The sequence below is a fragment of the Bacteroides sp. 1001136B_160425_E2 genome (assembly GCF_015559655.1).
GTDB classification, from domain to species: domain Bacteria; phylum Bacteroidota; class Bacteroidia; order Bacteroidales; family Bacteroidaceae; genus Bacteroides; species Bacteroides luhongzhouii.
Map to the genome: position 1 here is coordinate 1 of NZ_JADMQH010000029.1, position 25,435 is coordinate 25,435.

The 25,435-nt window shown below is 40.4% G+C and carries 21 protein-coding genes, 1 tRNA gene and 1 pseudogene; 8 read left to right on the plus strand and 15 right to left on the minus strand.

From position 1 onward, the window contains the following. The 3 genes and pseudogenes from I2I04_RS21655 to I2I04_RS21665 form a co-directional block, all read right to left on the minus strand. Nucleotides 1-983: pseudogene (locus I2I04_RS21655) on the minus strand (sugar porter family MFS transporter); the annotation flags it as partial. Between the two features lie 5 nt (nucleotides 984-988). Next, entirely contained in the window at nucleotides 989-2,086 is a 1,098-nt protein-coding gene (locus I2I04_RS21660; RefSeq protein ID WP_143257458.1) for a DUF4434 domain-containing protein, read from the minus strand. Nucleotides 2,087-2,127: 41 nt separating this feature from the next. Continuing rightward, entirely contained in the window at nucleotides 2,128-4,002 is a 1,875-nt protein-coding gene (locus I2I04_RS21665; protein ID WP_195473155.1) for an FAD-dependent oxidoreductase, read from the minus strand. Nucleotides 4,003-4,336: 334 nt separating this feature from the next. On the opposite strand from I2I04_RS21665, the gene I2I04_RS21670 reads away from it, so the two are divergent. Then, nucleotides 4,337-5,545 carry an ROK family transcriptional regulator gene (locus tag I2I04_RS21670; protein ID WP_143257456.1) on the plus strand — a complete coding sequence of 403 codons (1,209 nt, stop codon included), beginning with the start codon at nucleotides 4,337-4,339 and terminating at the stop codon, nucleotides 5,543-5,545. A gap of 221 nt (nucleotides 5,546-5,766) precedes the next feature. Here I2I04_RS21670 and I2I04_RS21675 read toward each other — a convergent pair. Both I2I04_RS21675 and I2I04_RS21680 read right to left on the minus strand, forming a co-directional pair. Next, nucleotides 5,767-5,839: transfer RNA gene (locus tag I2I04_RS21675), tRNA-Thr, on the minus strand. A 109-nt stretch (nucleotides 5,840-5,948) separates the two neighbouring features. Beyond that, entirely contained in the window at nucleotides 5,949-7,988 is a 2,040-nt protein-coding gene (locus I2I04_RS21680) for a toxin-antitoxin system YwqK family antitoxin (protein ID WP_143257455.1), read from the minus strand. 104 nt (nucleotides 7,989-8,092) lie between these two features. Between I2I04_RS21680 and I2I04_RS21685 the strand changes: the two genes are divergently transcribed. The 7 genes from I2I04_RS21685 to xpt all read left to right on the plus strand — a co-directional run bounded on the left by I2I04_RS21685 (nucleotide 8,093) and on the right by xpt (nucleotide 15,273). Beyond that, nucleotides 8,093-8,674, plus strand: a complete 582-nt coding sequence (locus tag I2I04_RS21685; protein WP_143257454.1) for an epoxyqueuosine reductase QueH — start codon at nucleotides 8,093-8,095, stop codon at nucleotides 8,672-8,674. A 27-nt stretch (nucleotides 8,675-8,701) separates the two neighbouring features. Further along, nucleotides 8,702-9,580 (plus strand): DNA/RNA non-specific endonuclease, encoded by an 879-nt coding sequence (locus I2I04_RS21690; protein ID WP_195473153.1) that lies wholly within the window; start codon nucleotides 8,702-8,704, stop codon nucleotides 9,578-9,580. A 409-nt stretch (nucleotides 9,581-9,989) separates the two neighbouring features. Then, nucleotides 9,990-11,027 carry an endolytic transglycosylase MltG gene (gene mltG, locus I2I04_RS21695; RefSeq protein WP_195473152.1) on the plus strand — a complete coding sequence of 346 codons (1,038 nt, stop codon included), beginning with the start codon at nucleotides 9,990-9,992 and terminating at the stop codon, nucleotides 11,025-11,027. An 83-nt stretch (nucleotides 11,028-11,110) separates the two neighbouring features. Further along, entirely contained in the window at nucleotides 11,111-12,703 is a 1,593-nt protein-coding gene (locus tag I2I04_RS21700; RefSeq protein ID WP_004313250.1) for a thiamine pyrophosphate-dependent enzyme, read from the plus strand. 3 nt (nucleotides 12,704-12,706) lie between these two features. Then, nucleotides 12,707-13,291: an indolepyruvate oxidoreductase subunit beta gene (locus I2I04_RS21705; protein WP_143257450.1), complete on the plus strand. Its 585-nt coding sequence runs from the start codon at nucleotides 12,707-12,709 to the stop codon at nucleotides 13,289-13,291. An 11-nt stretch (nucleotides 13,292-13,302) separates the two neighbouring features. Beyond that, nucleotides 13,303-14,610, plus strand: coding sequence for a phenylacetate--CoA ligase (locus tag I2I04_RS21710; protein ID WP_195655857.1), 1,308 nt, complete (start codon nucleotides 13,303-13,305; stop codon nucleotides 14,608-14,610). Between the two features lie 90 nt (nucleotides 14,611-14,700). Then, nucleotides 14,701-15,273, plus strand: coding sequence for a xanthine phosphoribosyltransferase (gene xpt / locus I2I04_RS21715; protein WP_004311456.1), 573 nt, complete (start codon nucleotides 14,701-14,703; stop codon nucleotides 15,271-15,273). A 1-nt stretch (nucleotide 15,274) separates the two neighbouring features. Here the strand turns inward: xpt and I2I04_RS21720 are convergent, their stop codons facing one another. The 10 genes from I2I04_RS21720 to I2I04_RS21765 all read right to left on the minus strand — a co-directional run bounded on the left by I2I04_RS21720 (nucleotide 15,275) and on the right by I2I04_RS21765 (nucleotide 25,432). After that, nucleotides 15,275-16,036: an EFR1 family ferrodoxin gene (locus tag I2I04_RS21720; protein WP_195473150.1), complete on the minus strand. Its 762-nt coding sequence runs from the start codon at nucleotides 16,034-16,036 to the stop codon at nucleotides 15,275-15,277. A 358-nt stretch (nucleotides 16,037-16,394) separates the two neighbouring features. Beyond that, entirely contained in the window at nucleotides 16,395-16,745 is a 351-nt protein-coding gene (gene rplT / locus I2I04_RS21725) for a 50S ribosomal protein L20 (RefSeq protein ID WP_004297540.1), read from the minus strand. Nucleotides 16,746-16,843: 98 nt separating this feature from the next. Further along, on the minus strand, nucleotides 16,844-17,041 hold the full coding sequence (rpmI, locus tag I2I04_RS21730) for a 50S ribosomal protein L35 (protein ID WP_004326827.1): 198 nt from the start codon (nucleotides 17,039-17,041) through the stop codon (nucleotides 16,844-16,846). A 68-nt stretch (nucleotides 17,042-17,109) separates the two neighbouring features. Continuing rightward, nucleotides 17,110-17,718 carry a translation initiation factor IF-3 gene (gene infC / locus I2I04_RS21735; protein WP_143257447.1) on the minus strand — a complete coding sequence of 203 codons (609 nt, stop codon included), beginning with the start codon at nucleotides 17,716-17,718 and terminating at the stop codon, nucleotides 17,110-17,112. Nucleotides 17,719-17,790: 72 nt separating this feature from the next. Beyond that, nucleotides 17,791-19,731, minus strand: coding sequence for a threonine--tRNA ligase (thrS, locus tag I2I04_RS21740; RefSeq protein WP_143257446.1), 1,941 nt, complete (start codon nucleotides 19,729-19,731; stop codon nucleotides 17,791-17,793). An 82-nt stretch (nucleotides 19,732-19,813) separates the two neighbouring features. Further along, entirely contained in the window at nucleotides 19,814-21,844 is a 2,031-nt protein-coding gene (locus tag I2I04_RS21745; RefSeq protein WP_195655858.1) for a tetratricopeptide repeat protein, read from the minus strand. Between the two features lie 76 nt (nucleotides 21,845-21,920). Continuing rightward, complete coding sequence (def, locus tag I2I04_RS21750; RefSeq protein ID WP_004297529.1) at nucleotides 21,921-22,475, minus strand: peptide deformylase; 555 nt, start codon at nucleotides 22,473-22,475, stop codon at nucleotides 21,921-21,923. 43 nt (nucleotides 22,476-22,518) lie between these two features. After that, nucleotides 22,519-22,935 (minus strand): Holliday junction resolvase RuvX, encoded by a 417-nt coding sequence (gene ruvX / locus I2I04_RS21755; RefSeq protein ID WP_008021987.1) that lies wholly within the window; start codon nucleotides 22,933-22,935, stop codon nucleotides 22,519-22,521. 75 nt (nucleotides 22,936-23,010) lie between these two features. Further along, nucleotides 23,011-24,150 (minus strand): OmpA family protein, encoded by a 1,140-nt coding sequence (locus I2I04_RS21760; RefSeq protein WP_185911467.1) that lies wholly within the window; start codon nucleotides 24,148-24,150, stop codon nucleotides 23,011-23,013. Nucleotides 24,151-24,463: 313 nt separating this feature from the next. Continuing rightward, a complete protein-coding gene (locus I2I04_RS21765) occupies nucleotides 24,464-25,432 on the minus strand; it encodes a PCMD domain-containing protein (RefSeq protein WP_143257444.1) in 969 nt (322 codons plus the stop codon). Nucleotides 25,433-25,435: the final 3 nt, after the last annotated feature.

Below are 25,435 nucleotides of genomic sequence, written 5' to 3' on the forward strand. Positions count from 1 at the left end.
CGGCCCACCTTATCGATGATGACAAGAGCCAGAACGGTGGTCAATGTATTGACTAGTCCTACCAGAACTTGGTAAAAAAGAGAATCTCCTCCTGAAAGTCCTGCGTTTTCAAAGATAGAAGGACCATAATAAAGCACTGCATTCACACCCATAAACTATCCTAAAATAGCAATACATACACCAATAATGACAGCTTTGAAAATTCCAGGCTTCATCAATAACGACCATTCTGATTTCGTTTCAGAGATAAGTACAGATTTCGTTTCTTTTAATTGACTTTTTGCTTCTGTCATTGAATTGTATATCTTCTCTAGTATATTTACAGCCTTCAATTCCTTACCTCTTACAATTAGCCAACGAGGACTTTCCGGAATAAAGAATATAATAATGAAAAATAAGATTGCCGGCAATGTTTCCATACCCAACATCCCTCTCCATACTTCAGTAATAAATACTTTATTCAACCAGTCCACACTTAATTGAGTACCACTCTCCGCCCATGCCAATAATTGATAGTTAACTAAATAAGCTCCCAAAAAGCCAACTGTTACAGCCAACTGATACAATGACACCAAGCGTCCTCTATACTGCGCTACAGCTAGTTCTGATATATAAAGAGGAGAAACAATGGACACAACCCCTATTCCTACTCCACCTATAATCCGATAAACCACCAATTGGGTAAAATCGGCTGATAGAGCACATCCTAAGGCTGATGTGGAAAACAATACAGCTGAAATAACCATCGTAAGTTTTCTTCCTAACTTATCGCTTAAGATTCCTGCAAAAAGGACACCTACGATAGAGCCTACTAAAGCACATCCTACATACCATCCCTGTTGTAGCGTATCTAATTGAAAAAGTTGAGTCACTTGGGCAATTGTTCCCGATATAACTGCAGTATCATATCCGAACAAGAATCCTCCCAATGCTGCCACAACAGAAAGGAATATAAGATAACCAAAATTGATTGTAGACTTCATAACATTTATTTTATTTCAAAATATTCTTTATATCTGTCATATAAATGACCAGCTTGCAGGTAGGCTGATTGCGGACTCATAAAATGAGAAAATTCAAAAGTAATAGCCTTATCATATCCGGCACGTTTGGCTGCTTCCAACTTCATCCGAAGTTTATCAAACTTAATGGGTAGAAAACGAATAGGCATATCACGGTCAAAAGATTCGGCATTTGTCCAGCATTGCATGCCATACTTATCTGCTAATTTTTTATTGACAGAAAAGAACGCATCCAATTCGTCATAATCAATATGACCATCTTGAAATGCACATGCATCTACCACATCATGAATTCCATCAAAAATTTCATCCCATTCTTTTTCGTGTTGTTGTACAGAAACGGCATCTTCTTTAGTCATTTTTGTCGTTCCCATGATTGCTTTTTTTCCATCAATCCAAGGCGATATAAAAGTCGGCAATCCATTAGATATATCCTTACATTGTTTTCCTAATGCATGGAAAGCGCCAATCGCACCTTTCGTTGCCCGGCTTATTTCACCACTGATATACCATCCTCCAAAACTTTTATACTTGGAACCATAATTTTCCCAAACTTCATCAATTACATATTTGTTATCTTCCACTTCCCAGGTCATATCCCCTGTGTCCCAATATTTACCCGAATCGTATAGTCCAAAATAGAATTTCATTTCATACTTTTCAGCCAAACGCAAAAACATATCTACCAAATCAACAGAAGGCATATAACATCCCTTCTTCAGCAGATAGGGAGAAGGAAAAGTGACAAATTTACGATAACCCGAACGGATCATTATTACCGTATCAATTCCTATATTCTTCATATGCTGAAAATCCATGTCCCATTCTTTCTCACCCCAGTTTTGGTGTGGAATATCATGTGAAATCTCATCCAAAAAAGTTCCGGTGATTTTTAATCCATTGTTTTTAGGAACAATGAGTTTACTTTCCAAACCATCAGTTGCCACTACTGTACTGGCACTAGCTTTTGAAGTACAAGATTCCAACAAAGTTGGTGCCGCCAAAGCTGACGCACCAGCCAATGTAGCTTTTTTCAGAAAATCTCTTCGATCTAATGTTTTCATATTAGTTTAATTAAAACAGCAGTTAACATTTATATTATTACCTATTGAATATACTGTCCTGTAATATCTACTTTTTTATTATTGAAAGGATCTAATATCTGATCAATCAAAATCGCCATTTCACTTCGTAGAATATCTCGATTCATATCAAAATTCTTCAAATCAAATTCATTCCATATCTCTTCTACTCTACCTTCTTTCAATTCAATACCTTCTTTTTCGGCAATCTCTCCTATCATCTCTGTAGCTTTCTGAATTGATATAGTATTATTACCTTCAATAACCTGCTTATTGACATAGGGATAAACATCACCTAACCCTTCCAGTTCATTCGCCAATAACAATGTATCTGCTCTGAACCACATTTGATTAGCCCAATCAACACTTTCACCTATACCTTTCAAAATTCCTGTAGAACCTACACGTTGCAACGATTTAAACATCGGATGATCTATTGCAACATCTAAATAAGGCAATAAATATCCTTTCGCATCCAATATTGCATTTTGTACTTCACGAACAGACACCTCGCTAATACTTTTATTATCTTTCACTGCAAGAGCTGCCAATGCTCCCGCTGCTTGTCCAATCTGCATTACCATAGGCTGTAAGCGAGTAGTACCATTAATTATATTAGAAACGGATATTGATTTTTCAGCAACGATCAACCCTTCAATATCTTTAGGAATCAAAGTTCCTAAAGGCAAACCGTATGAAGGGACCGGATGAAAATAAAGATTAGGTAATTCTTCATATCCATGATAACGGGTATGATGATGATCCACAGGATAATTTCCTACGGCAATACAAGTGCGATAAAGAGGTTGGGACTGTTTGAACGGTTCACAAACATGATTTAGATTAAAGCGCACCAATCCATGTATTCTCCTAGACTCTCTATGATAAGGAATAAATGGTAATTTGTCGGCTGTAGGATATTCATCGTCAGCTAAACCCAATGTATTAAAACCTAATTCATGTTGCAGAAAATAAACGAAACACATCGTATAATGTTTTGCATATTTCAGGGCTTCTTCACGTTCCTCACGGGTCATTTCAATCAAGTTTACATAATAATCATTGCCTTCTATCGGCCAATTAATCATGTATTTATTGTTAGGAAGTTTTCCATAAGTTATCATCATGTCTTTAGACCATACACGATCCGGTTCTTTAGGCGTGATACAAACGTGACTGGCACAAGCACAAGCAAATTCATCCTTATTATATCCTTCAGGACAAGGAATAGTCACATCTTTACCATAATCTTTCAAGATTGCTACGTATGTAATATCCTGAACTATATTATTTTTCTCTTCCGGAGCAATATCTTCTTTTGTATCATGACGGCTTTCCATACCGATATCATATTTCACCCCGCACATTTTTGCTATATCCCCCAATTCAGTACCATCAATCAATATTTTAGCATGTATTTTTTTGATTGTATTATCTTTCATCTGAATTTGAGCAATCCAAGCATCATTCTCTCTTTCCAACTTTACCAAAGTAGCATTATGCCATACTTTTAGATTTTTCTCCGCGTCAACCATTTCATGGAAAATTTTATTTCCGACTGAAGGTTCAAACAACACTGCACTCACCCAACCGGTTTTTAGAGAATCAAGCCCTCCATAATAATCTGCCAAACGTCCGCGAAACTCACCAAACAAGCCTGCCGGTAAATCATAGTTTCCGTCAACAGCACTTACACCTGCAGAAGTGAGCATCCCACCCAGCCATTCTGTTTCTTCTACTATCAATGTCGCAGCCCCCATTCGAGCAGACTGAATACCAGCAGTTACCCCACTAGCACCTCCACCAATAATTAGCACATCAACAGAATCATCTGAATGAGAGCATGCCGTGAAACACAATGCAAAAAATAAACACAGGCCTAAAAAATAGTTTCTCATATTAAATTCATTTAAGGATATAGACTTTTATTAATAATATCACGGCACAAATATAGCTATATTTATTAAATAAACAATAGATAATAAAATATTTTATTAATAAAATCATTATTTCCCGCATTGTTAATTAATAGAAGGGGGAATTACCTCACAAATCATCTTATCTCATTTATTATATCCACGATTGTCCATAGCTATATTATCCTATATATAAATCCATTACATAGTATATAGGGAATATAACATTCAAGATATTCTAATTTTCAAGGCCTCAAAACCACGCATTAATAAAAAAATTAATTATCTTTGTATGATTTACCAAATATGCATAGTTATGAACCAACAATTCTTGAAAGAAATAGAAAAGGGCTCTAAAAGCGCTCTCGTCAAAAAGAGGATTATTACACATTATATATATAATGGAAGTTCTACAATTCCCGATCTTTCAAAAGAACTGGATTTAAGTGTACCAACCGTCACCAAATTTATCGGTGAAATGTGTGATGATGGATATATTAATGATTATGGCAAATTGGAGACTAGTGGCGGACGCCATCCCAACCTCTATGGGCTTAATCCGGAATCCGGTTACTTTTTGGGTGTAGACATCAAAAGATTCGCCGTCAATATCGGACTGATAAATTTCAAAGGCGATATGGTAGAATTAAAAATGAATATACCTTATAAGTTTGAGAATTCAATCGAAGGGATGAATGAGTTATGCAAACATATTCTCAATTTTATAAAGAAACTCACTATTAATAAAGAGAAGATCTTAAATATTAATGTAAATGTATCGGGGCGTGTAAATCCTGAATCAGGATATAGCTTCAGCCAGTTCAATTTCGAAGAAAGGCCGTTGGCAGATGTATTATCCGAGAAATTGGGATATAAAGTAACTGTCGATAATGACACGCGTGCCATGACTTATGGTGAATACATGCAAGGCTGCGTGAAAGGAGAAAAAGATATCATTTTCGTGAATGTAAGCTGGGGAGTAGGTATCGGAATTATCATTGATGGTAAGATTTATACCGGAAAATCCGGATTCTCCGGTGAATTTGGACACATGAGTGCTTATGATAATGAAATAATCTGCCATTGCGGAAAAAAAGGTTGCCTGGAAACAGAAGCTTCCGGCTCGGCACTTCATCGTATTTTATTGGAGCGTATTCAAAGTGGGGAAAGTTCCATTTTATCTACACGAATCGCCACAGAGGAAAACCCGATCACTCTTGATGAGATAATTGCCGCTGTGAATAAAGAAGACCTGCTTTGTATTGAAATCGTAGAAGAAATCGGGCAGAAACTGGGTAAACAGATTGCCGGACTAATCAATATTTTCAACCCGGAACTGGTCATTATAGGTGGAACTTTATCTTTAACCGGTGATTATATCACCCAACCCATAAAAACAGCCGTACGCAAGTACTCTCTAAATCTGGTCAATAAAGATTCAGCCATCATCACGTCTAAGTTGAAAGATAAAGCCGGTATCGTTGGCGCTTGTATGCTGGCACGCAGCAGAATGTTTGAAAGCTAGTTTTATCTTCTATGCCGGGAGAAAAAGTTATCTATAAAGCGAACGATATAGACTACGGCTACTCCGGCGATGACCAAAACAATAATACGACTCAACATAGATTACATTTTTATATTTCACATCTATTACATACGCAGGATTTCCCTTTTGAAATAAGAATAGGGAATCCTGTAAAAATTAGAACGCTGATTATTAATTAATAATCAGCGTTCTAATTTGAGAGCCGCTAGCCAGACTTGAACTGGCGACCTACGCGTTACGAATGCGTTGCTCTACCAACTGAGCTATAGCGGCGTTTGTCTCTCGTTTACGGCGTGCAAAATTACAGCTTTATTTGAGAAAACAAAAAGAATCCGATTATTTTTTTGAGCTTAATTTTTAAATCAACTTTTGTTGACGCAATCTAGAACTTTTCTTTGCGCTCAAATTTTCCGTCTTCAGTATAGTACTTCCATGTACCCTTCGGTTTATTATTTGCATACTTTCCACGAAGTTTCAATGTCCCATCTTCATAATATTCACGGTAACGACCATGGCGTTTCCCTTCTTTTACTTCCGCTTCACTCTTCAACGCTCCCTCCGGATAAAACTCCCTCAAAACGTTTCCTTCAAACTTTTCGACATAGAAACGCTTCAATTCGCTCATTTGTTCTTTTTCAGTTTCAGCATCTTCACTCATTTCCTTGTCGTCTTCATCGGTAGCAATGGCAACGACCTCCTCCGGCTGATATGGACTGTAATCCATCACATATTGCAAAGAAGCCGACTGTCCATCTCCTATAACCTGCATAGTCCAGTAAGGAAACGAATACAGAACATCTTTATTGGATTGTATCTCATTCCATGTGGCAGGATTCATCATAGGCTTCAGCTGGGAATAAAACTTGTGCACATCCGTATATAAGAATATGGTAGAACTTGACTTCAAATATGAAAGCGCATTTTCAAATCCCGGATTATTTTTCAATAAATTCTTCTGCTCGTAATCTTCCACAAAAGAAAGTAAAGACGCAGCCTTATTACTAAAAACTACATAATCATCGACATAAGTATAATATGGCTTTTCAAATTTATCAAATAGTTTTCCAAAGAACAGGCGGAAAAAGCCTTTCATTTCGACATAGTTAATCTCGAAATCTTTATAATTGACTGTCTTAATCTTAACCGGACTGCGCCGCTTAATCTTCTTTTCAATAAATTCCATGTTCTTACGGGCATCTTTTATACTTTTAGCCCTGATAGCCAGAATTAGTTCGGGATCATGTCCTAACAAGCCTGGTTCGGATTGCGTAATAGCAAACTCTCCCGACATCCAACTCAAGAAGTTTTCTTCCAATGATATCCCGAATAACCCTTCTATCTTTTTCCGGGAACTTTGAAAAGAATCATACAATTGTTTATCATGAACCAGCAACGCATTCTCCAACTCTTTCACAAAAGTTACCGGATTATTGAAACCTATATTCGTATAAAGAGCCGTACGCCCGGACAGAATCTCATGCGCTTTCATTTTATGCTTTCCCGAATTCAATAAAGCAGTGACATAAGGATCGGCAGAATCTTTTCTCAACGTATACCCTTTCACTTCCATCCTCTCCTTATTCGTATTTAAATAGAGTCCGGCAAAATTCATCGAATTGCTAAACAGATCAATGTATTCGTTTCTTGCGCCTAGATAAATAGACATAAATTGAGGTACGCGCGCATAATTAATAAAGACTCTGACAAGCCCCTTACCGGAAACCAGCTTCTCTGTTTCAATAAAAGACTGGTCAAGTCCGATTTTAGGTTTATTACGCGAATCAATAGCCGACTCGACAAGCCCGGATGTATAAGAACCCACCAAATGATTATCTACAAATGCAATATAGAAAATGTCCCTTGTTTCAGGATCACGCATTTCAAGGATATTAATACCGTTATGCATCCGGTTAGTGACAGTGAAACCACTCATAACCAATACGGTTTCCACCTGGTCTTTCAATAAATCCATCTTCGATGTTTTCTGCATATCCAGGATAAGCAGAAAATCCCACGCTGTGGCACGGGTCTTGTGAAGCGAAATAAGCATATCCCGTTCACCAACAAGTGACAACAACACTTTATTGCTTTTGACAACCGAATCGAGTTTCTCTACACTCTTCGTTACTTCCTCAAAAGATTTCGCTTTCTTCAAACATTGCCATGTTTCACTTCCACTAAACTTTTCCCAATCTTCAATCGGAGCTGATGATTGAATGATAAACGCAGCATCTTCAGGAACGAGATAAATTTGCTGAATATTACGATCAGGCGAAACAAATAAATAAACTACGGAATATACAACATATACCGCCAAAGCTAATGCAGCCACCACTAAAGTTCTCTTTACAATTTTCGAAGTACTTTTTTTCTTCTCCGGGCCTGCATATTGCTCTTCTTGCCCGCAATTTAATTCATCCATTATTGATCTGTTATAAACTTGACTGGACAAAGATACTAAAAAAACTATTCTGAATAAAGCATAAACCATTGACTCGTATCATAAATATGTACTAACTTTACAGCATGAAAAAGAAATTCCAACTTGAAGTTCCGGGAGGAGCCGACAAAGTCTTACTTCATACTTGTTGTGCTCCTTGTTCATCAGCCATTATTGAATGTATGATGCAACATCATATCACCCCCGTTATTTATTATTGCAATCCTAATATTTATCCGCAGGAAGAGTATATTATAAGAAAAGAAGAATGCACGCGCTATGCCCAATCATTGGGATTGGAGATCATAGATGCTGATTACGATCATGAAACCTGGCGATGCCACATAGCTGGAATGGAGCAGGAACCCGAAAGAGGAGGACGTTGCCTGCGTTGTTTTAAACTGCGTTTATTGGAGACAGCCCGTTACGCACATGAACATGGTTTCTCTGTAATTACCACAACACTTGCCTCCAGCCGTTGGAAAAGCCTGGAGCAGATCAATGAAGCCGGACAATATGCTACCGCTTCTTACCCGGATGTCACATACTGGGAACAGAATTGGCGGAAAGGGGGACTTAGCGAACGACGCATTGCCATCATTAAAGAATACAACTTTTACAACCAACAATACTGCGGTTGTGAATTCAGCATGAGAAAAGAAGAATAAAACAAACCTGTCATCACCAGCCAATCAATGAATCGAAATAAAAAAGGTAAAAACAGAAAACTATTCAAAAAGAAATCACGCTCTAATAATAGATTAGGATGTATCATTGCCATTATTGTGCTCATTCCTATTCTTTTTGGTGTTTATTTGTATTGCCAGCAGATTAATATCCAAAAAAATAACGAACCGCTAACTGACGCTTCCTTTCAAATTCCGCCCGGTAAGGATCTGGAGACACCCATATCACTAATTCCCCGGCAAGAACAAATCATCCGACATAGCGGATATACGGTATCATACAACAAAGATTTAAAAATCCCCAACTGGGTTTCTTACGAATTAACCAGGAAAGAAACCAAAGGAAAAGAAAAAAGAGGTAATCGTTTTATTGCCGACCCATTAGTGACAGGTCCGATTGCGACGAATGCCGATTACACCCGTTCAGGATATGACAAAGGTCATATGGCTCCCGCCGCAGATATGAAATGGAGCCCTGAAGCCATGAAAGAATCATTCTATTTCAGCAATATGTGTCCACAACACCCACAACTAAATAGAAGAGGATGGAAAAACCTGGAAGAAAAGATCCGGAATTGGGCCATAGCGGACAGCGCCATTATTATTATATGTGGACCTATCATAGAAAAACATCCCAAAACAATCGGAAAGAATAAAGTCGTAGTACCTCAAAAGTTTTTTAAAGTAGTCCTTTCTCCTTTTGTCAAGCCGATGCGGGCTATCGGTTTCTTATTCAACAATGAGCAGGCGGTAGAACCTCTATCATCCTATGCAGTAACAATAGATAGCATTGAGAGTCTGACTAACATGGATTTCTTTGCGCCTCTGCCCGATGAGATAGAAAACAAAATAGAAGCAGACATTAATTATTCTCTGTGGCCGAACTAACTTGCAAAACTCGTTTCGCTGAAATGAATTCATTTTCCTGTGCCAATGGCATTCTAGTTACAAACAGACTCTCACTTCAATAAAAGGGAGTTGTTGTATTACTCTCAATAGTTTCACATTGTAACGTCAAGAGATTGTCTTAGTCCCACATATTGTGGGAAAGTATTCTCTTATTTTATGGGAAAACATTCTCTCATATTGCGGGAAAATAGTCCCACAATATATGGGAATAGTGAAACTACTCTGGAAGCAAGAAGACAATTACAATGAACGCCAAGAGACACAATAAGCAACAGAGTTAATCAAGTAAGGCAAATGCAACGTGAAAGAATGGATTCATCTTAAAAAGAGAGCACTCCTATCCAAATTCTTTTTATCTTTGGCGAACTTTTTAAATAGACCTCAAAAGATGAAGAGAAAAAAGAGAAACATTCTATTGTCAATTCTAATCGGAGCATTTTTCCTTTGCGCAATTGCAGGAGGCACTCTCTATTATTATCTGTTTGCTCCCCAATTTCATCCATCTAAAACCGTATATATCTATATAGACCGGGATGATACGGCTGATTCTATCTACCATAAAATAAAAGAATTCGGGCATGTCAATAAGTTCACCGGATTCCAGTGGATGGCAAAATACAAGGATTTCAATCAGAACATACATACCGGTCGTTATGCCATTCGTCCTAATGACAATGTCTATCATGTATATAGCCGTTTTTCCAGAGGTTATCAGGAACCTATGAACCTTACTATCGGAAGTGTCCGGACATTAGACCGATTAGCACGAAGCATCGGCAAGCAGCTCATGATAGACTCTGCCGAAATCGCCAGCCAACTGTTCGACTCTACTTTCCAAGCTCAAATGGGATATACCAGCACAACACTCCCCAGCCTTTTCATACCGGAAACCTATCAGGTATATTGGGACATGAGCGTAGACGAATTCTTCAAACGAATAAAGAGCGAACACAAACGTTTCTGGAATAAAGATCGCTTGGCGCAAGCTACTGCCATCGGCATGACACCGGAAGAAGTCAGCACTCTTGCTTCCATCGTTGAAGAAGAAACCAACAACAACGAAGAAAAACCAATGGTAGCCGGATTGTATATCAACCGATTACACCAAGATATGCCCTTACAGGCAGATCCCACCATCAAATTTGCCCTGCAGGACTTCAGTTTGCGCCGAATCACCAACGAGCATTTAAAAGTCAATTCTCCCTACAACACCTATATCAATACCGGACTACCGCCGGGTCCCATCCGTATCCCCTCTAAAAAGGGAATAGACAGCGTGTTGAACTATACCAAACATAACTATATCTACATGTGCGCCAAAGAAGATTTTTCCGGAACTCACAACTTTGCCTCCAATTACGCCGACCACATGGCAAATGCAAGAAAATACTGGAAAGCCCTGAATGAAAGAAAGATTTTCAAGTAAATTTGTGATAAAACGAACGGAAAAGCCTATCTTTGCCCGATAGATTAACAAACTGTGATCAACACTAAATAAAAGAAATAGATATGAGCAAGCAACTCTTACTTGGCGATGAAGCCATTGCACAAGCTGCACTGGATGCCGGACTTTCAGGCGTTTATGCCTATCCGGGTACTCCTTCAACTGAAATTACGGAATATATTCAAATGGCCCCTATAACGACCGAACAGAATATACACAACCGTTGGTGTGCCAATGAAAAAACAGCGATGGAAGCTGCCTTGGGTATGTCTTTCGTAGGTAAACGGGCATTAGTTTGCATGAAACACGTAGGTATGAATGTAGCTGCCGACTGTTTCGTCAACTCTGCCATCACAGGCGTGAAAGGCGGATTGATTGTGATAGCCGCAGACGACCCCAGTATGCACTCCTCGCAGAACGAACAGGACAGCCGTTTCTACGGAGATTTCTCACTGATACCAATGTACGAACCCAGCAATCAGCAGGAAGCGTATGATATGGTATACAGCGGCTTCGAATTCTCAGAAAAACTAGGCGAACCGATCCTGATGCGTATGGTAACCCGTCTGGCACACTCCCGTTCAGGAGTAGAACGCAAAGAACAAAAGCCACAGAACAGCATCTCTTTCAGCGAAGATCCGCGTCAGTTCATCTTGTTGCCGGGAAACGCCCGCAAACGCTACAAAGTATTGCTTGCCCGTCAAGACGAATTTATCAAAGCCTCAGAAGAATCACCTTATAACAAATACACAGACGGTCCTAACAAAAAGCTGGGCATCGTAGCTTGTGGCATCGGTTACAATTATCTGATGGAAAACTATCCGGAAGGTTGCGAATATCCAGTACTCAAAATCGGCCAATATCCATTGCCTAAAAAACAATTGCATCAATTGATCGAGTCTTGTGACGAAATCCTCGTTCTGGAAGACGGACAACCCTTTGTTGAAAAACAATTGAAAGGCTATCTGGGTATCGGCGTTAAAGTAAAAGGACGCCTCGACGGTACTCTGTCACAGGACGGAGAATTAAATCCGGACTCTGTAGCCCGTGCCGTAGGCAAAGAGAATAAATCGGAATTCGGTATTCCTTCTGTTGTAGAAATGCGCCCGCCCGCACTTTGCGAAGGCTGCGGACACCGCGATATGTATATCACGCTGACCGAAGTTCTAAAAGAAGAATATCCATCCCATAAAGTATTCAGCGACATCGGCTGTTACACATTAGGCGCAAATGCTCCTTTCAATGCAATCAACTCATGTGTGGACATGGGTGCTTCCATCACGATGGCAAAAGGTGCCGCTGACGGAGGTCTTTTCCCGGCCGTAGCTGTCATCGGTGACTCAACATTCACCCATTCCGGAATGACCGGACTATTAGATTGCGTGAACGAGAACGCCAGTGTAACCATCGTCATCTCCGACAATGAAACTACCGCCATGACAGGTGGACAGGATTCTGCCGGAACCGGACGTATTGAAGCGATCTGTGCAGGTATCGGAGTAGATCCGGCTCATATCCGTGTAGTTACTCCATTGAAGAAGAACTATGAAGAGATGAAGCAAATCATTCGCGAAGAAATCGAATATCGTGGTGTATCTGTCATTATCCCACGCAGAGAGTGTATCCAGACATTAGCACGCAAAAAAAGAAGTAAGTAAGCCATGAAAAAAGACATTATATTATCAGGAGTCGGCGGACAGGGAATTCTGTCCATTGCCACAGTAATCGGCAAAGCTGCCTTGAAAGAAGGATTATACATGAAACAAGCGGAAGTACACGGAATGAGCCAACGCGGAGGAGATGTTCAATCCAATCTCCGTATCAGCGACCAGCCGATTGCTTCAGACCTGATCCCATCAGGAAAATGCGATCTCATCATCTCATTGGAACCGATGGAAGGATTGCGTTACCTCCCCTACCTTAGCCCTACCGGCTGGTTGGTGACTAACGAAACTCCATTTGTCAACATCCCCAATTATCCGGAAACAGACAAAGTAATGGCAGAAATCGACAAACTGCCTCATAAGATAGTATTGAACGTAGACAAAGTGGCAAAAGAAGTAGGCTCCGCCCGCGTTGCCAACATTGTCTTACTGGGAGCGACAATCCCATTCCTAGGCATTGATTACGAAAAAGTGCAAGACAGCATCCGTGAAATCTTCCTGCGTAAGGGAGAAGCAATTGTAGAAATGAATCTTAAAGCATTGGCAGCCGGCAAAGAAATTGCGGAAAAGCTAATGCAATAAAAGGCATTACCATGAGTACACAATACTGGGAAGAAGAACTAGAAACCATGAGCCGGGAGAAGTTGCAGGAATTGCAGCTTCAACGGCTTAAAAAAACAATTAATATAGCTGCGAACGCTCCATATTACAAAGAAGTTTTCAGCAAACATGGCATCACAGCAGATAGCATACAGTCATTGGATGATATCCGCAAAATACCTTTCACTACCAAATCTGACATGCGCGCCCACTACCCGTTCGGACTGGTGGCAGGTGATATGAGCAATGATGGCGTACGTATTCACTCTTCCAGTGGTACCACCGGAAACCCTACTGTTATTGTTCACTCACAACACGACCTCGATTCCTGGGCCAATCTGGTAGCCCGCTGTCTGTACGCAGTAGGAATACGCAAGACTGACGTTTTCCAAAACAGCTCCGGATATGGTATGTTTACAGGAGGTTTAGGCTTCCAATACGGTGCAGAACGCTTGGGCTGCCTGACGGTCCCTGCCGCTGCAGGAAACAGTAAACGACAGATTAAATTCATCAACGACTTTAAGACCACCGCTTTACATGCTATCCCCAGCTATGCCATCCGCCTTGCAGAAGTCTTTCAGGAAGAAGGACTCGACCCCAAAGAAACCACACTGAAAACCTTGGTTATCGGTGCCGAACCTCATACCGACGAACAACGCCGGAAAATAGAAAAGATGCTGGGCGTAAAAGCATACAACAGCTTCGGTATGACAGAAATGAACGGTCCCGGTGTTGCTTTCGAATGTCAGGAACAGAATGGAATGCACTTCTGGGAAGACTGTTACCTGGTAGAAATTATCGACCCGGAAACAGGCGAACCTGTTCCGGAAGGCGAAATCGGAGAATTAGTACTTACGACTCTTGATCGTGAAATGATGCCGTTAATTCGCTATCGTACCCGCGATTTAACCCGTATCCTTCCCGGAAAATGCCCATGTGGCCGCACCCATATCCGTATCGACCGCATCAAGGGACGCAGTGATGATATGTTCATTATCAAGGGAGTAAACATCTTCCCGATGCAGGTAGAAAAGATTCTCGTACAATTCCCCGAGTTAGGCAGCAACTACCTGATTACGCTGGAAACGGTCAACAACCAAGACGAAATGATCGTCGAAGTAGAATTAAGCGACCTTTCTACTGACAATTATATTGAACTGGAGAAGATCCGCAAGGATATCACCCGCCAATTGAAGGATGAAATATTGGTGACTCCTAAAGTTAAACTGGTAAAGAAAGGCTCTCTCCCGCAAAGCGAAGGAAAAGCCGTCCGGGTGAAAGACTTAAGAGACAACAAGTAACGATTTAAATATCCATGTGCTAATATACCAACCGCTGTTTTCACCATGCGGGATGGAATATTAGCACATTATTAATTAATATCATACAGCATGCAATTACTTAAAAAGAGAATTTTGCAAGACGGAAAATGCTACGAAGGAGGTATCCTGAAAGTAGACGGTTTTATTAATCATCAAATGGACCCTGTCCTAATGAAATCAATCGGAGTCGAGTTTGTCCGCCGTTTCGCAGCCACAAACGTAAATAAGATTATGACAATCGAAGCCAGCGGCATCGCCCCGGCTATCATGACAGGTTACCTGATGGATTTACCAGTTGTATTTGCAAAGAAAAAGTCTCCTAAAACCATCCAGAATGCACTAAGCACCACTGTGCACTCATTCACCAAAGATCGTGATTATGAAGTCGTTATCAGCGCCGATTTCCTCACTCCAAACGACAATGTCCTTTTCGTGGATGACTTCCTCGCGTATGGCAATGCCGCATTAGGCATTATTGACCTCATCAAGCAATCCGGAGCAAATTTGGTAGGAATGGGATTCATTATTGAAAAAGCCTTCCAAAATGGGCGTAAAAAACTCGAGGAGCAAGGCGTCAGAGTAGAAAGCCTGGCTATCATTGAAGACCTATCCAATTGCTGCATTAAAATCAAAGACGAATAGATTAATTAGGGTTGAAATACTGCCCTTTATCTTTCGTTCTTTTTCCATATTGCACCGCATGCTGCGGACAAACATGATAACATGCCAGGCATGAGGTGCAATCCATTCCCCAAACAGGCTTTCCGTCCATCATCATGATATTCCCTACCGGACAACTCTTCTCACAACGCTTACATCCAATACAAGCATCCGTAGTATAAAAATTCTTCGGGGACATCTGAAAGCGATTAAATAAAGGATTGATAATCCTCGTCTTAATAAAAGGAATACTCCCTTCATGACAAAGAAACAACTCCTCCCTCCTACTTATTGAAGCATTAATCTGATTGACAGCCGGAATAGCATCTGCCAGTTTTTTCTCCTCCAGCTCTTTCTTATCTACGTCAAAACCGGGAAGCAGCACATAATTATTGGGCATAGTTACAGAAAAGCCGGCATGACACTTCCAGCCTTTATTACTCAAAGCCTTCTCCAGCACTTGCTGTGTAAGCCCGGTATCATCCCCACAAGAACAAACAAAAAACAAATATTGTCCTTTATACCCCTTTAAAGAGAGTTGTCGAATAAAATTAAGTACAATTTCAGGAGGTGCCCACGAATAGATAGGAAATACAAAACCGATCTTCTCATCTTCCCGCAAACAAAACTCCAGCGTTCTGTTCTTTAACGCATCGGGAATAAAAACCAATTCTTCTTTTTGCTCTTTGGAAAGCTGATTCGCAATCCATTTAGAATTACCAGTACCGGAGAAATAGAATATCATAGAAAAGTATATAAAAAAGCCGCATCGACGATGTGATGAAACTCTGATAGAACAAGATTTGAGCGCTCGCCCTCTTTGTAATCCACCGGCTTAAAGCTGTCCCGAAGGATGTGGCCCGCCATTGAAGAACGAAGCTTTCTCGGTGCATCAGATTAATTTGAAGAGTTTCCCGATCCAGTCGATACGGCTAATATTTTTGTATCACAAATGTAATAAGAATACATGAAACTAACAAGAAAAAAAAGGAATTTGTTTACCAACTAACATTTTTTTTATTCCCTTTCATCTGCCTAACAAAAGAAAAGTGTCAGTTACTAGCTTAGTAACTGACACTTTGTAACTCGTAAACTATTGATGCTTAAGCAGCTTTTGCTTTTGCAACTACAGCTTTGAAAGCTTCCGGGTGATTCATAGCTAAATCAGCCAAAACCTTACGGTTTATTTCAATACCGGCTTTGTGCAGACCGCCCATCAATTTAGAATAAGACATTCCTTCAAGACGTGCAGCAGCGTTGATACGTTGTATCCAAAGAGCGCGGAAGTTTCTTTTCTTATTTCTACGGTCACGGAACGCGTAAGTCAAACCCTTTTCCCAAGTGTTTTTAGCTACGGTCCATACATTCTTTCTTGCACCAAAGTAACCTCTGGTTAATTTCAAAATTTTCTTTCTTCTTGCTTTTGAAGCAACATGATTTACTGATCTTGGCATAGTTTTACTTTTTTTGAATGTTAGCGCCGCTACTTCACGCAGCGAACTTCAGGCTAATGCATTCGGTTAATACTTTAATAATACTTTTACGCTTTTGATTACTTCATTGCTAAGAGTTCCTTAACCTGGCTTACATTTGTTGTATCAACAGTTGTAGAGTAGCACAGATTTCTTTTTCTCTTCTTAGTTTTCTTAGTCAAAATGTGACTGTGAAAAGCGTGCTTTCTTTTGATTTTACCTGTTCCGGTAAGGGTAAACCTTTTTTTAGAACCGGAGTTAGTCTTCATCTTTGGCATCTTACTTGTTTTTAAATTATTAAATATATAATGGCAACGCACTATACCTGCGCGTTACGCATCTTTTCTTATTCTTCGCCCGTTTCCGGCTTCTCTGCTTTTTGTACAGGAGCAGGTTTCGGCGCACCAGCTGTTGCCGGCTTTTTAGAAGCTTCTTTCTTTTTCGGAGAAAGCTGAATAGTCATGCGCTTACCTTCCAGTATCGGCATTTGATCTACTTTAGCATAGTCTTCCAGGTCATTTGCAAAACGAAGCAAAAGCACTTCACCTTGTTCCTTGAAAAGGATGGAACGACCTTTAAAGAATACATAAGCCTTCACTTTATCGCCATCTTCCAAAAATCCCTTAGCATGCTTCAACTTAAAGTTGTAATCATGGTCGTCTGTCTGGGGTCCGAAACGGATTTCCTTCACATTAACCTTAACCTGCTTCGCTTTCTGTTCCTTCTGGCGTTTCTTTAATTGATAAAGAAATTTAGAATAATCAATAATACGACAAACAGGGGGTTGAGCATTAGGAGAAATTTCCACTAAATCCAATTCTTTCTCTTCAGCCATTTTCAGAGCCTGAAAGATTGGATATACTTTCGGTTCAATATCATCGCTTACTATGCGAACTTCCTTGGCACGAATCTGTTCATTGATTCTGTATTGCCCTTTTAGAGTGTCATTCTTCATTAAAAACGTTTACTTCCTAGTTTGATCTTTTTATTGTTATACTAAATATTTTATTCTGAAACGGCTGCAAAGTTACCATTTATTTATCATATTCTGAACTTCTTCGTTCAAAATTTTAGCAAATTCTTCAAATTTCATGGTTCCTTTGTCCCCTTCGCCTTGTCTACGAACAGAAACTTCACCATTTTCTGCTTCTTTTTCGCCGACAATCAGCATATAAGGAATACGTTTCATTTCATTATCACGGATCTTACGGCCGATCTTTTCGTTGCGGTCATCCACAATCGCACGGATTTCGTGCATCTTCAGATACATCTTCACCTGCTCTGCATATTCATTGAACTTCTCACTGATTGGCAGAATAACTACCTGTTCCGGTGTCAGCCACAATGGGAACTTACCGGCAGTGTGTTCAATCAGTACGGCAACAAAACGTTCCATTGATCCGAACGGAGCACGATGAATCATTACCGGACGATGCTTCTGATTGTCAGAGCCCATATATTCAAGTTCAAAACGTTCCGGTAAGTTGTAGTCAACCTGGATCGTACCCAGCTGCCAACGACGACCGATAGCGTCTTTCACCATAAAGTCAAGTTTAGGACCATAGAAAGCTGCCTCTCCATACTCAATCTTAGCAGGCAAGCCTTTTTCCGCACAAGCCTCGATAATAGCCTGTTCAGCCTTTTCCCAGTTATCATCACTACCGATATACTTTTCACGGTTCACTTTATCACGCAAAGATATCTGTGCTTCAAAATTCTGGAAATCCATAGAACGGAACACAATAGATATGATATCCATCACACGAAGGAATTCATCTTTCACTTGTTCCGGACGGCAGAAGATATGCGCATCATCCTGTGTAAAGCTACGAACACGAGTTAAACCGTGTAACTCACCACTTTGTTCATAACGACAAACCGTACCAAATTCTGCAATACGCAGTGGAAGGTCCTTATATGAACGTGGGAAGTTCTTGTAAATCTCACAGTGGTGAGGACAGTTCATGGGTTTCAAGAAATACTCTTCACCCTCTTCCGGAGTATGAATAGGCTGGAATGCATCCTTACCATATTTTGCATAGTGCCCTGAAGTCACATACAGCAATTTATTACCGATTGGCGGAGTGATTACTTCCTGATAATCGTAACGTGTCTGGATACGACGCAAGAACTCTTGCAGACGCAGACGCAATGCAGTACCTTTCGGCAACCACATAGGCAATCCCTTACCAACAGTTTCAGAGAACATAAACAACTGCATCTCTTTACCGATCTTACGGTGGTCACGCTTCTTCGCTTCCTCCAGCAATACCAGATATTCATCCAGCATTTTCTTTTTCGGGAACGTGATACCATAAATACGAGTCAGCATCTTACGATCTTCATGACCACGCCAGTAAGCACCAGCCACAGCAGTCAGTTTGATAGCCTTGATCGGAGCAGTCGTCATCAAGTGAGGACCACGACAAAGGTCAGTAAATGCACCCTGGGTATAAGTTGTAATGTGTCCGTCTTCCAGTTCGGAGATCAATTCACATTTGTATGTTTCGCCACGATCGCCAAACATTTTCAGAGCATCTGTCTTTGCGATGCTTTTTCTGACTACATCTTCTTTCTTTGCAGCCAGTTCCAACATTTTAGCTTCAATGGCAGGAAGGTCACTTTCTTTAATCACAGCTTCACCCGGATCCACATCATAGTAGAATCCGTTCTCGATAGCCGGCCCTATACCAAACTGGATACCCGGATAAAGTTCCTGCAAAGCTTCCGCCAGCAAGTGTGCACTTGTATGCCAAAACGCATGTTTACCTTCTTCATCATCCCATTTATAAAGAACAAAATTAGCATCTTCATTAATAGGACGTCCTAAATCATAAGTCTCGCCGTTCACGCCACACGCCAGCACTTCCTGTGCCAGACGCGAGCTGATACTTTCAGCAATCTGTAAACCGTTCACTCCTTCGTTATACTCACGAACGGAGCCATCGGGAAATGTTATCTTTATCATAATATGATGATGTTATATTTTCATAATTTGAACGCAAAAGTAACTAAATCTTTTGAGTTTTCTATTTTTTATCAAAAAAATGTTATTCCGATTGATCTGTAAAACGTTTGATGACATTATAAGCAGAAACAATCCCCAACTCACCGGCTTTACTCAAATCTGAAATACCCAGCTTATTATTTCCTAAGAAAATATGAGTCAGTCCACGGTTGAAATATGCGTCCGCAAAATCAGGATTCAACTCAATCGCCTTATCATAGTCGGCAATTGCAGCCCGGTAATCTTTCAGCATGGCAGAAACATTAGCACGATTATAATATGCATATACAAAGTCCGGAGCCAGATTAATCACCTTATCCAAATCTTTTCTCACTACTTCATAATCTACCGCAGTAATCTCTTTACGCTTATTATCACCAGGAACAACATCTGTTTCAACAGCTTGTTCAGCCTTTTGATATTCCAACTGTTTACAACGAATCAATGCACGCATAAAATATGCCGGGAAGAAATCACCATCCAGCAAGATTGTCTGAGTCAAATCAGAAACCGCGCTCGAGAAATCCTGCACCAGATAAAAATCAATAGCACGGGCAAAACGTTTCGAAGCATTCTTTTCATCTTCCACAATAGCCGATGTATGTGTATCGATCAAGGCAAAATGCACTTTCACCTGTTCTTCCGTCAACGGAGCTTCCATATTCGTGATGCGAAGACGTTTCGGAAGTACACCCGTACGGTTTAAATCCTCAATATATTTGTGGAAGTTCACCGAACGCTTCACGTCACTCATCTTCTCATAATAAGTCAAAGCAAACATCGGCTCCATCGTTATATTTACGTTCTTATCCTGCACACGTCCACGATAATCACTTGTATAGCGTTGTTCAGCTTCAGAATCATCGGCAATCACTATCTTACGATAATTATTCATATTCTTATCCGATTTCTTACGGGTCTTCTCTCCGCCTTCATCTTCGTCTTCCTTATCCTTATTCTGTGCTACATCTTTATTCGTCACACCGTTCTGCTTATCTATCTGAGCTTTCATGACTTTAAATTCGTCCTGCTCCGCTCCTTTCTTGTCGCCAATCTTTCTGCGAGCTTCCGAACGCTGGTAATATCCGGCAAGGAAGTTCGGATACTGGTTGATAACGGTTGTGTAATCTTGTATAGCCCCACGATAATCACCCGTTTGCGCACGTAGTAATCCACGGTTAAAGACAGCCATCATATTATCCGGCTCCATTTTGATGACAAAGTCAAAATCTTCAATAGCCCGGTTGTCATCTCCTACCTGAGCACGCAACAAACCACGGTTATAATGGCCGATAAAGTTATTCGGATCAATATCCAACGCCAGATCATAATCGCTCATAGCGCCTCTCAAATTATTCTGATGAAAACGTGCCAACGCACGGTTTATATAATTTCCCGCATTCTTAGCACTCAAAGGAATAGCGCGGTTGAAATCCGCTTCAGCTTCCGCATACTTAGCCTGCTGTAATTTAACGATCGCTCTTGCAGACCATGCGTCCGGATCATATTTATCCAATTCAAGAGCCTTATTGAAGTCATTCAAGGCAGCAATCGTATCCTTCTGTTGCAAAGATACTTCCCCCCTCATCAAATATGCGCGGGTATAACGCGGAGACACTTTCAGCAAACTTTCCAAATCCTCTTTCGCAGCATCATAATCTTTCTTCTGGATATGGGATAATGTCAAGTTATGCCATAAGGTAATATTCTCCGGATCATAATGCAATGCTTTCTTGTAATCCTCAATCGCTCCATCAAATTTACTCTGACGAATCCTAGCCAAACCACGAATCTGATAAGCCCCCACCACAAACGGATTGCGTTGGATAGCCGCATCACAGTCAGTTTCAGCACCCTGAAAATCCTCCAGATTTAGTTTTGCCAATGCTCTGAAGAAATAGGGCTCATACAGATAAGGTTTAGCGTTAATAACCTGGTTAAAGTACTGAATAGAAAGTACATAATCCTCAAAATAAAGAGCGTTTCGGGCAATAGTCATCACCCGATCCGTATTTATCTGAGCACACACCAGCGTTGGGAACAGTAATAAAACTGTTAAGATTCTTTTTACCATTGATATTTTATGCTTGTAAACGAAGCAAAAATAATGCTTTTCGCTTACTTAACAGGGATATAAACGTTTTTTATCTTTATTTCACCTGTTTCATCTTATAAGAACTGCGTGCTTTTCCCTTCAACATCGTATTCAGCTTTCCTTTAATCATCTGCTTACGAAGTGGTGAGATATGATCGATAAACATCTTACCATCCAAATGATCGAATTCATGCTGCATCACCCGAGCCAGATAACCTTCTACCTCTTCTTCATGCTCCACGAAGTTCTCGTCCATATATTTCACACGAATTTTATCACCTCTTTTCACTGTTTCATGAATACCGGGAAGACTGAGACATCCCTCTTCCATACTCACTTCTTCGCCCCCGACTTCCAAAATGTGAGGATTGATATAAGCCTTATTGAAGTCTTTGAATTCAGGATATTCTTCCGAAAGCGGATCCAGCGTAATAGTAACCACGCGAATAGGCAAACCAATCTGCGGAGCAGCCAGTCCTACGCCGTCGGCGTGTACCATTGTTTCAAACATGTTCTCAATCAACTCTTTCAGGTTCGGATAATCCGGTGTTATGTCCTCTGCAACCTTTCTCAATACAGGCTGACCATATACATAAATAGGTAAAATCATATTTTTATACTCTACTAAAAATTAAGTTATTCAATATCTTCTATTAAAAACGTTTACTCTCCAAATATGTTTGCAAAATAATAGTAGCACTTATCTCATCCACCAATGCTTTGTTTTGGCGGTCCTTTTTCTTCAGACCGGCCTCCAGCATGGTACGGTGCGCAAGAACAGAAGTGAACCGTTCGTCCACATATTCGACCGGAAGGTCCGGATAGCGTTTCTTAAGCGAACGAACAAAAGGTTCTATATTCTTCATATTCTCCGAAACCTCATTATTCATTTGCTTTGGCAATCCAATAATAATCCGCTCCACCGGTTCTTTAGCCATATATTCACCGATAAAGTTCAGAAGTTCATGCGTAGGCACCGTTGTCAATCCGTTTGCGATCAACTGCATTGTATCGCTCACAGCTATCCCAGTACGCTTTCTTCCATAATCTATTGCTACTATTCTGCTCATGGGGTACAAAAATACAAAAAAAGACGCTTCCCGTGAAAGGAAACGTCTCTTTTATTCTATTATTTCAAATGTATATTATTCTTCAACAATAGCTACACGGCTCAACTTAGCATCATCATAGAACATGTTGCTTACGCCACCCTTGTAATCAACCTTCAACTGAGAAGCAGGAACACCAAATTCATTAACCATCAGGTCACGAACAGCTTCAGCTCTCTTCTTACTCAATTTCATGTTATATTCAGCAGATCCAGTACCTTTATCAGCATAACCTGTTACAGTAAATACTTTATCAGTTGCTTTGATACCCTTAGCCATAGCTTCGATATTCATGTACTCTCTCTTGCTGATGTTGCTCTTTCCGATATTGAATACAACAACGAAACGTGGAATGAAACCAGCTTCTTTCTTAACGATCACTTCCGGTTTCTTGTTACGTGCTTCAACCAAGTCACGTTTCAAAGATTCGTTTTCACCCTTCAGAGCGTTTACTCTATCTCTCATGTCGTTCAACTGGCTTTCCGGAACCATAGGTACAGTAGGAACAGCATCCCAGCCACGTTTCTTGAACTTGTAAGTAACACCTACAGTCAGACCAGCCAATCCTTCAGGACCTGAGTTACCAAATGCGCCTTTCATCAAAAGTCCGCGCAATTCAACGTTAAGATCCAAAGCTGAAGACAGACGGAAACGGTTGATCAAACCGGCATTGATACCCAGTTCATCATAACCCGGACCTTTACCTGTGTGTACAAATCCAGCACCTACATAAGGAATGAATGAGTACAGACGATCTTCTTTATAACCACAGAACATATTGGTAAGGTTCAACAATACGTCTCCGTGAAGGTTAACAACATTCCATTTTTCTTTGTAGTAACCATTAGAGTACTGTCCTCCGTCTACAAGCGGACCGTTAGCATAAGGAGTAGCACCTTTAGCCTGAAGACCATTGTAAGCTACACGCAATCCGATACCTGGAGTAAACCACTTACCTACAGCAATGTCAAGTGCCGGAGCAAGACGTTTTCCGAAATCGGCTTTACCATCATTGTCGCCAAAATACATTTGTGCGCCAACGCCACCACTAATAAACCAGTTAGCACCAAAGCGGTTAGTTTCCACTCTATAACTCTTTGCTGCATTTTCTTTTTCTTGTGCAGGCAAACATACAGATGCTGCTGCCAATAAAATAAACAATAAACCCTTTTTCATCTCAATTTATTTTAGTAAATAATATATTTCAATTGTCTTACAGGATAGATACACAACCCAAATGTTCTACACCTGACTAAGAGACAATAAACGTCATCCTTCTTTCTAAATTTGGTGCAAATATAGATATTTAATATAACACAAACAAAAAAACACGTAAATTTTCATTCATTCATAGATTTTTATAGAGCGATAAAAGTCTTAGATAACTCCAGAAGGCATCTGAAAGGGTTTGTGACAAAAGAATTAAAACAAAAAAATAGTCAATGATAAATGCTATCACTGACTATTTCTCTTTTTGGTCTATATACTTTTAATATACCAGTTTTACATTGTCAATCCATAATGTATTTCCCGGAGAACCGATATAAGCTCCCCCATGACTGGATGTGAACTGAAGACACATATGAGTAGGAACGTCATTTTCATCTCCCCAAGCCACTTCATGAATAGGTACACTTTCACCTTTGCTGTTCACCGTATAACTTTCTGTCACTTGCAGGCGCATCATGTGCGACTTATATTCCGGACGATTCGTTATGTCGCCATACATAATCTCATAGGTCGCATTATTTTTCCAGTCCGTGGAGTGATAATAATAAGTCACCATTGTCCCTATCCGTTTCGCGTACACATTTCCATTAGCGTCTTCCCAACGTTTTTGCAGAAACAGGATAGCTGCCGGATAATCTTTTCCGGGCACATCCGTAATCTTACTGAAACCGGTAGCACGAATACGATTCTCCCGGTCAGACATCTTCACCTTGTAATCAAACTGAAGAGCAACCGGTTTTTTTGTAAACGGAATACCCGTCTGCAACATTTTCTGCGGATTTTTAGTACCCTTAATGGGTTCATGCACCGAACCGGTAAAGACAGAACCTGCCGCCAGCACCGTAATATTAACCAATCCCAGCACTTTCACACTTTCCATGCGCGTATCCAAACGTGCACAGTATCCATCTCCCCGCTTCTCCGGGAAAACCGAAGTATTGGTTTTCGTAATACCGGCCACTTTCGCCATCACATTCGAAGTAGCCCAAGGCGATCCGCCCATATTCTTATAAACCTGATCCCCCTTAATCACCGACGTCGGCCCTATCGCATATACATTCTTAGTATTTCCGCCAATAATGCTCGACTCCTTTATCTGACGGTCCACCCATTGATCCATGTTCCCGAAAGGAAGCATTTCGACTTTATGTTGCGCCATCAAAGACAAGGAAGAAATAAATGCAACGAAACCTGTCATCAACAGGCGATGAATGCTTTTCTGAATCATCAA

What these genes read in the sequence shown, in the direction of transcription:
- I2I04_RS21665 (WP_195473155.1), bottom strand. Translation starts at nt 4,002, where the DNA reads ATGAGAAACTATTTTTTAGGCCTGTGTTTATTTTTTGCATTGTGTTTC.
- I2I04_RS21690 (WP_195473153.1), top strand. Translation starts at nt 8,702, where the DNA reads ATGAATCGAAATAAAAAAGGTAAAAACAGAAAACTATTCAAAAAGAAA.
- mltG (WP_195473152.1), top strand. Translation starts at nt 9,990, where the DNA reads ATGAAGAGAAAAAAGAGAAACATTCTATTGTCAATTCTAATCGGAGCA.
- I2I04_RS21680 (WP_143257455.1), bottom strand. Translation starts at nt 7,988, where the DNA reads ATGGATGAATTAAATTGCGGGCAAGAAGAGCAATATGCAGGCCCGGAG.
- xpt (WP_004311456.1), top strand. Translation starts at nt 14,701, where the DNA reads ATGCAATTACTTAAAAAGAGAATTTTGCAAGACGGAAAATGCTACGAA.
- I2I04_RS21765 (WP_143257444.1), bottom strand. Translation starts at nt 25,432, where the DNA reads ATGATTCAGAAAAGCATTCATCGCCTGTTGATGACAGGTTTCGTTGCA.
- I2I04_RS21705 (WP_143257450.1), top strand. Translation starts at nt 12,707, where the DNA reads ATGAAAAAAGACATTATATTATCAGGAGTCGGCGGACAGGGAATTCTG.
- rplT (WP_004297540.1), bottom strand. Translation starts at nt 16,745, where the DNA reads ATGCCAAGATCAGTAAATCATGTTGCTTCAAAAGCAAGAAGAAAGAAA.
- I2I04_RS21670 (WP_143257456.1), top strand. Translation starts at nt 4,337, where the DNA reads ATGAACCAACAATTCTTGAAAGAAATAGAAAAGGGCTCTAAAAGCGCT.
- I2I04_RS21745 (WP_195655858.1), bottom strand. Translation starts at nt 21,844, where the DNA reads ATGGTAAAAAGAATCTTAACAGTTTTATTACTGTTCCCAACGCTGGTG.
- I2I04_RS21700 (WP_004313250.1), top strand. Translation starts at nt 11,111, where the DNA reads ATGAGCAAGCAACTCTTACTTGGCGATGAAGCCATTGCACAAGCTGCA.
- I2I04_RS21720 (WP_195473150.1), bottom strand. Translation starts at nt 16,036, where the DNA reads ATGATATTCTATTTCTCCGGTACTGGTAATTCTAAATGGATTGCGAAT.
- thrS (WP_143257446.1), bottom strand. Translation starts at nt 19,731, where the DNA reads ATGATAAAGATAACATTTCCCGATGGCTCCGTTCGTGAGTATAACGAA.
- infC (WP_143257447.1), bottom strand. Translation starts at nt 17,718, where the DNA reads ATGAAGAATGACACTCTAAAAGGGCAATACAGAATCAATGAACAGATT.
- I2I04_RS21760 (WP_185911467.1), bottom strand. Translation starts at nt 24,150, where the DNA reads ATGAAAAAGGGTTTATTGTTTATTTTATTGGCAGCAGCATCTGTATGT.
- I2I04_RS21685 (WP_143257454.1), top strand. Translation starts at nt 8,093, where the DNA reads ATGAAAAAGAAATTCCAACTTGAAGTTCCGGGAGGAGCCGACAAAGTC.
- I2I04_RS21660 (WP_143257458.1), bottom strand. Translation starts at nt 2,086, where the DNA reads ATGAAAACATTAGATCGAAGAGATTTTCTGAAAAAAGCTACATTGGCT.
- I2I04_RS21710 (WP_195655857.1), top strand. Translation starts at nt 13,303, where the DNA reads ATGAGTACACAATACTGGGAAGAAGAACTAGAAACCATGAGCCGGGAG.
- ruvX (WP_008021987.1), bottom strand. Translation starts at nt 22,935, where the DNA reads ATGAGCAGAATAGTAGCAATAGATTATGGAAGAAAGCGTACTGGGATA.
- rpmI (WP_004326827.1), bottom strand. Translation starts at nt 17,041, where the DNA reads ATGCCAAAGATGAAGACTAACTCCGGTTCTAAAAAAAGGTTTACCCTT.
- def (WP_004297529.1), bottom strand. Translation starts at nt 22,475, where the DNA reads ATGATTTTACCTATTTATGTATATGGTCAGCCTGTATTGAGAAAGGTT.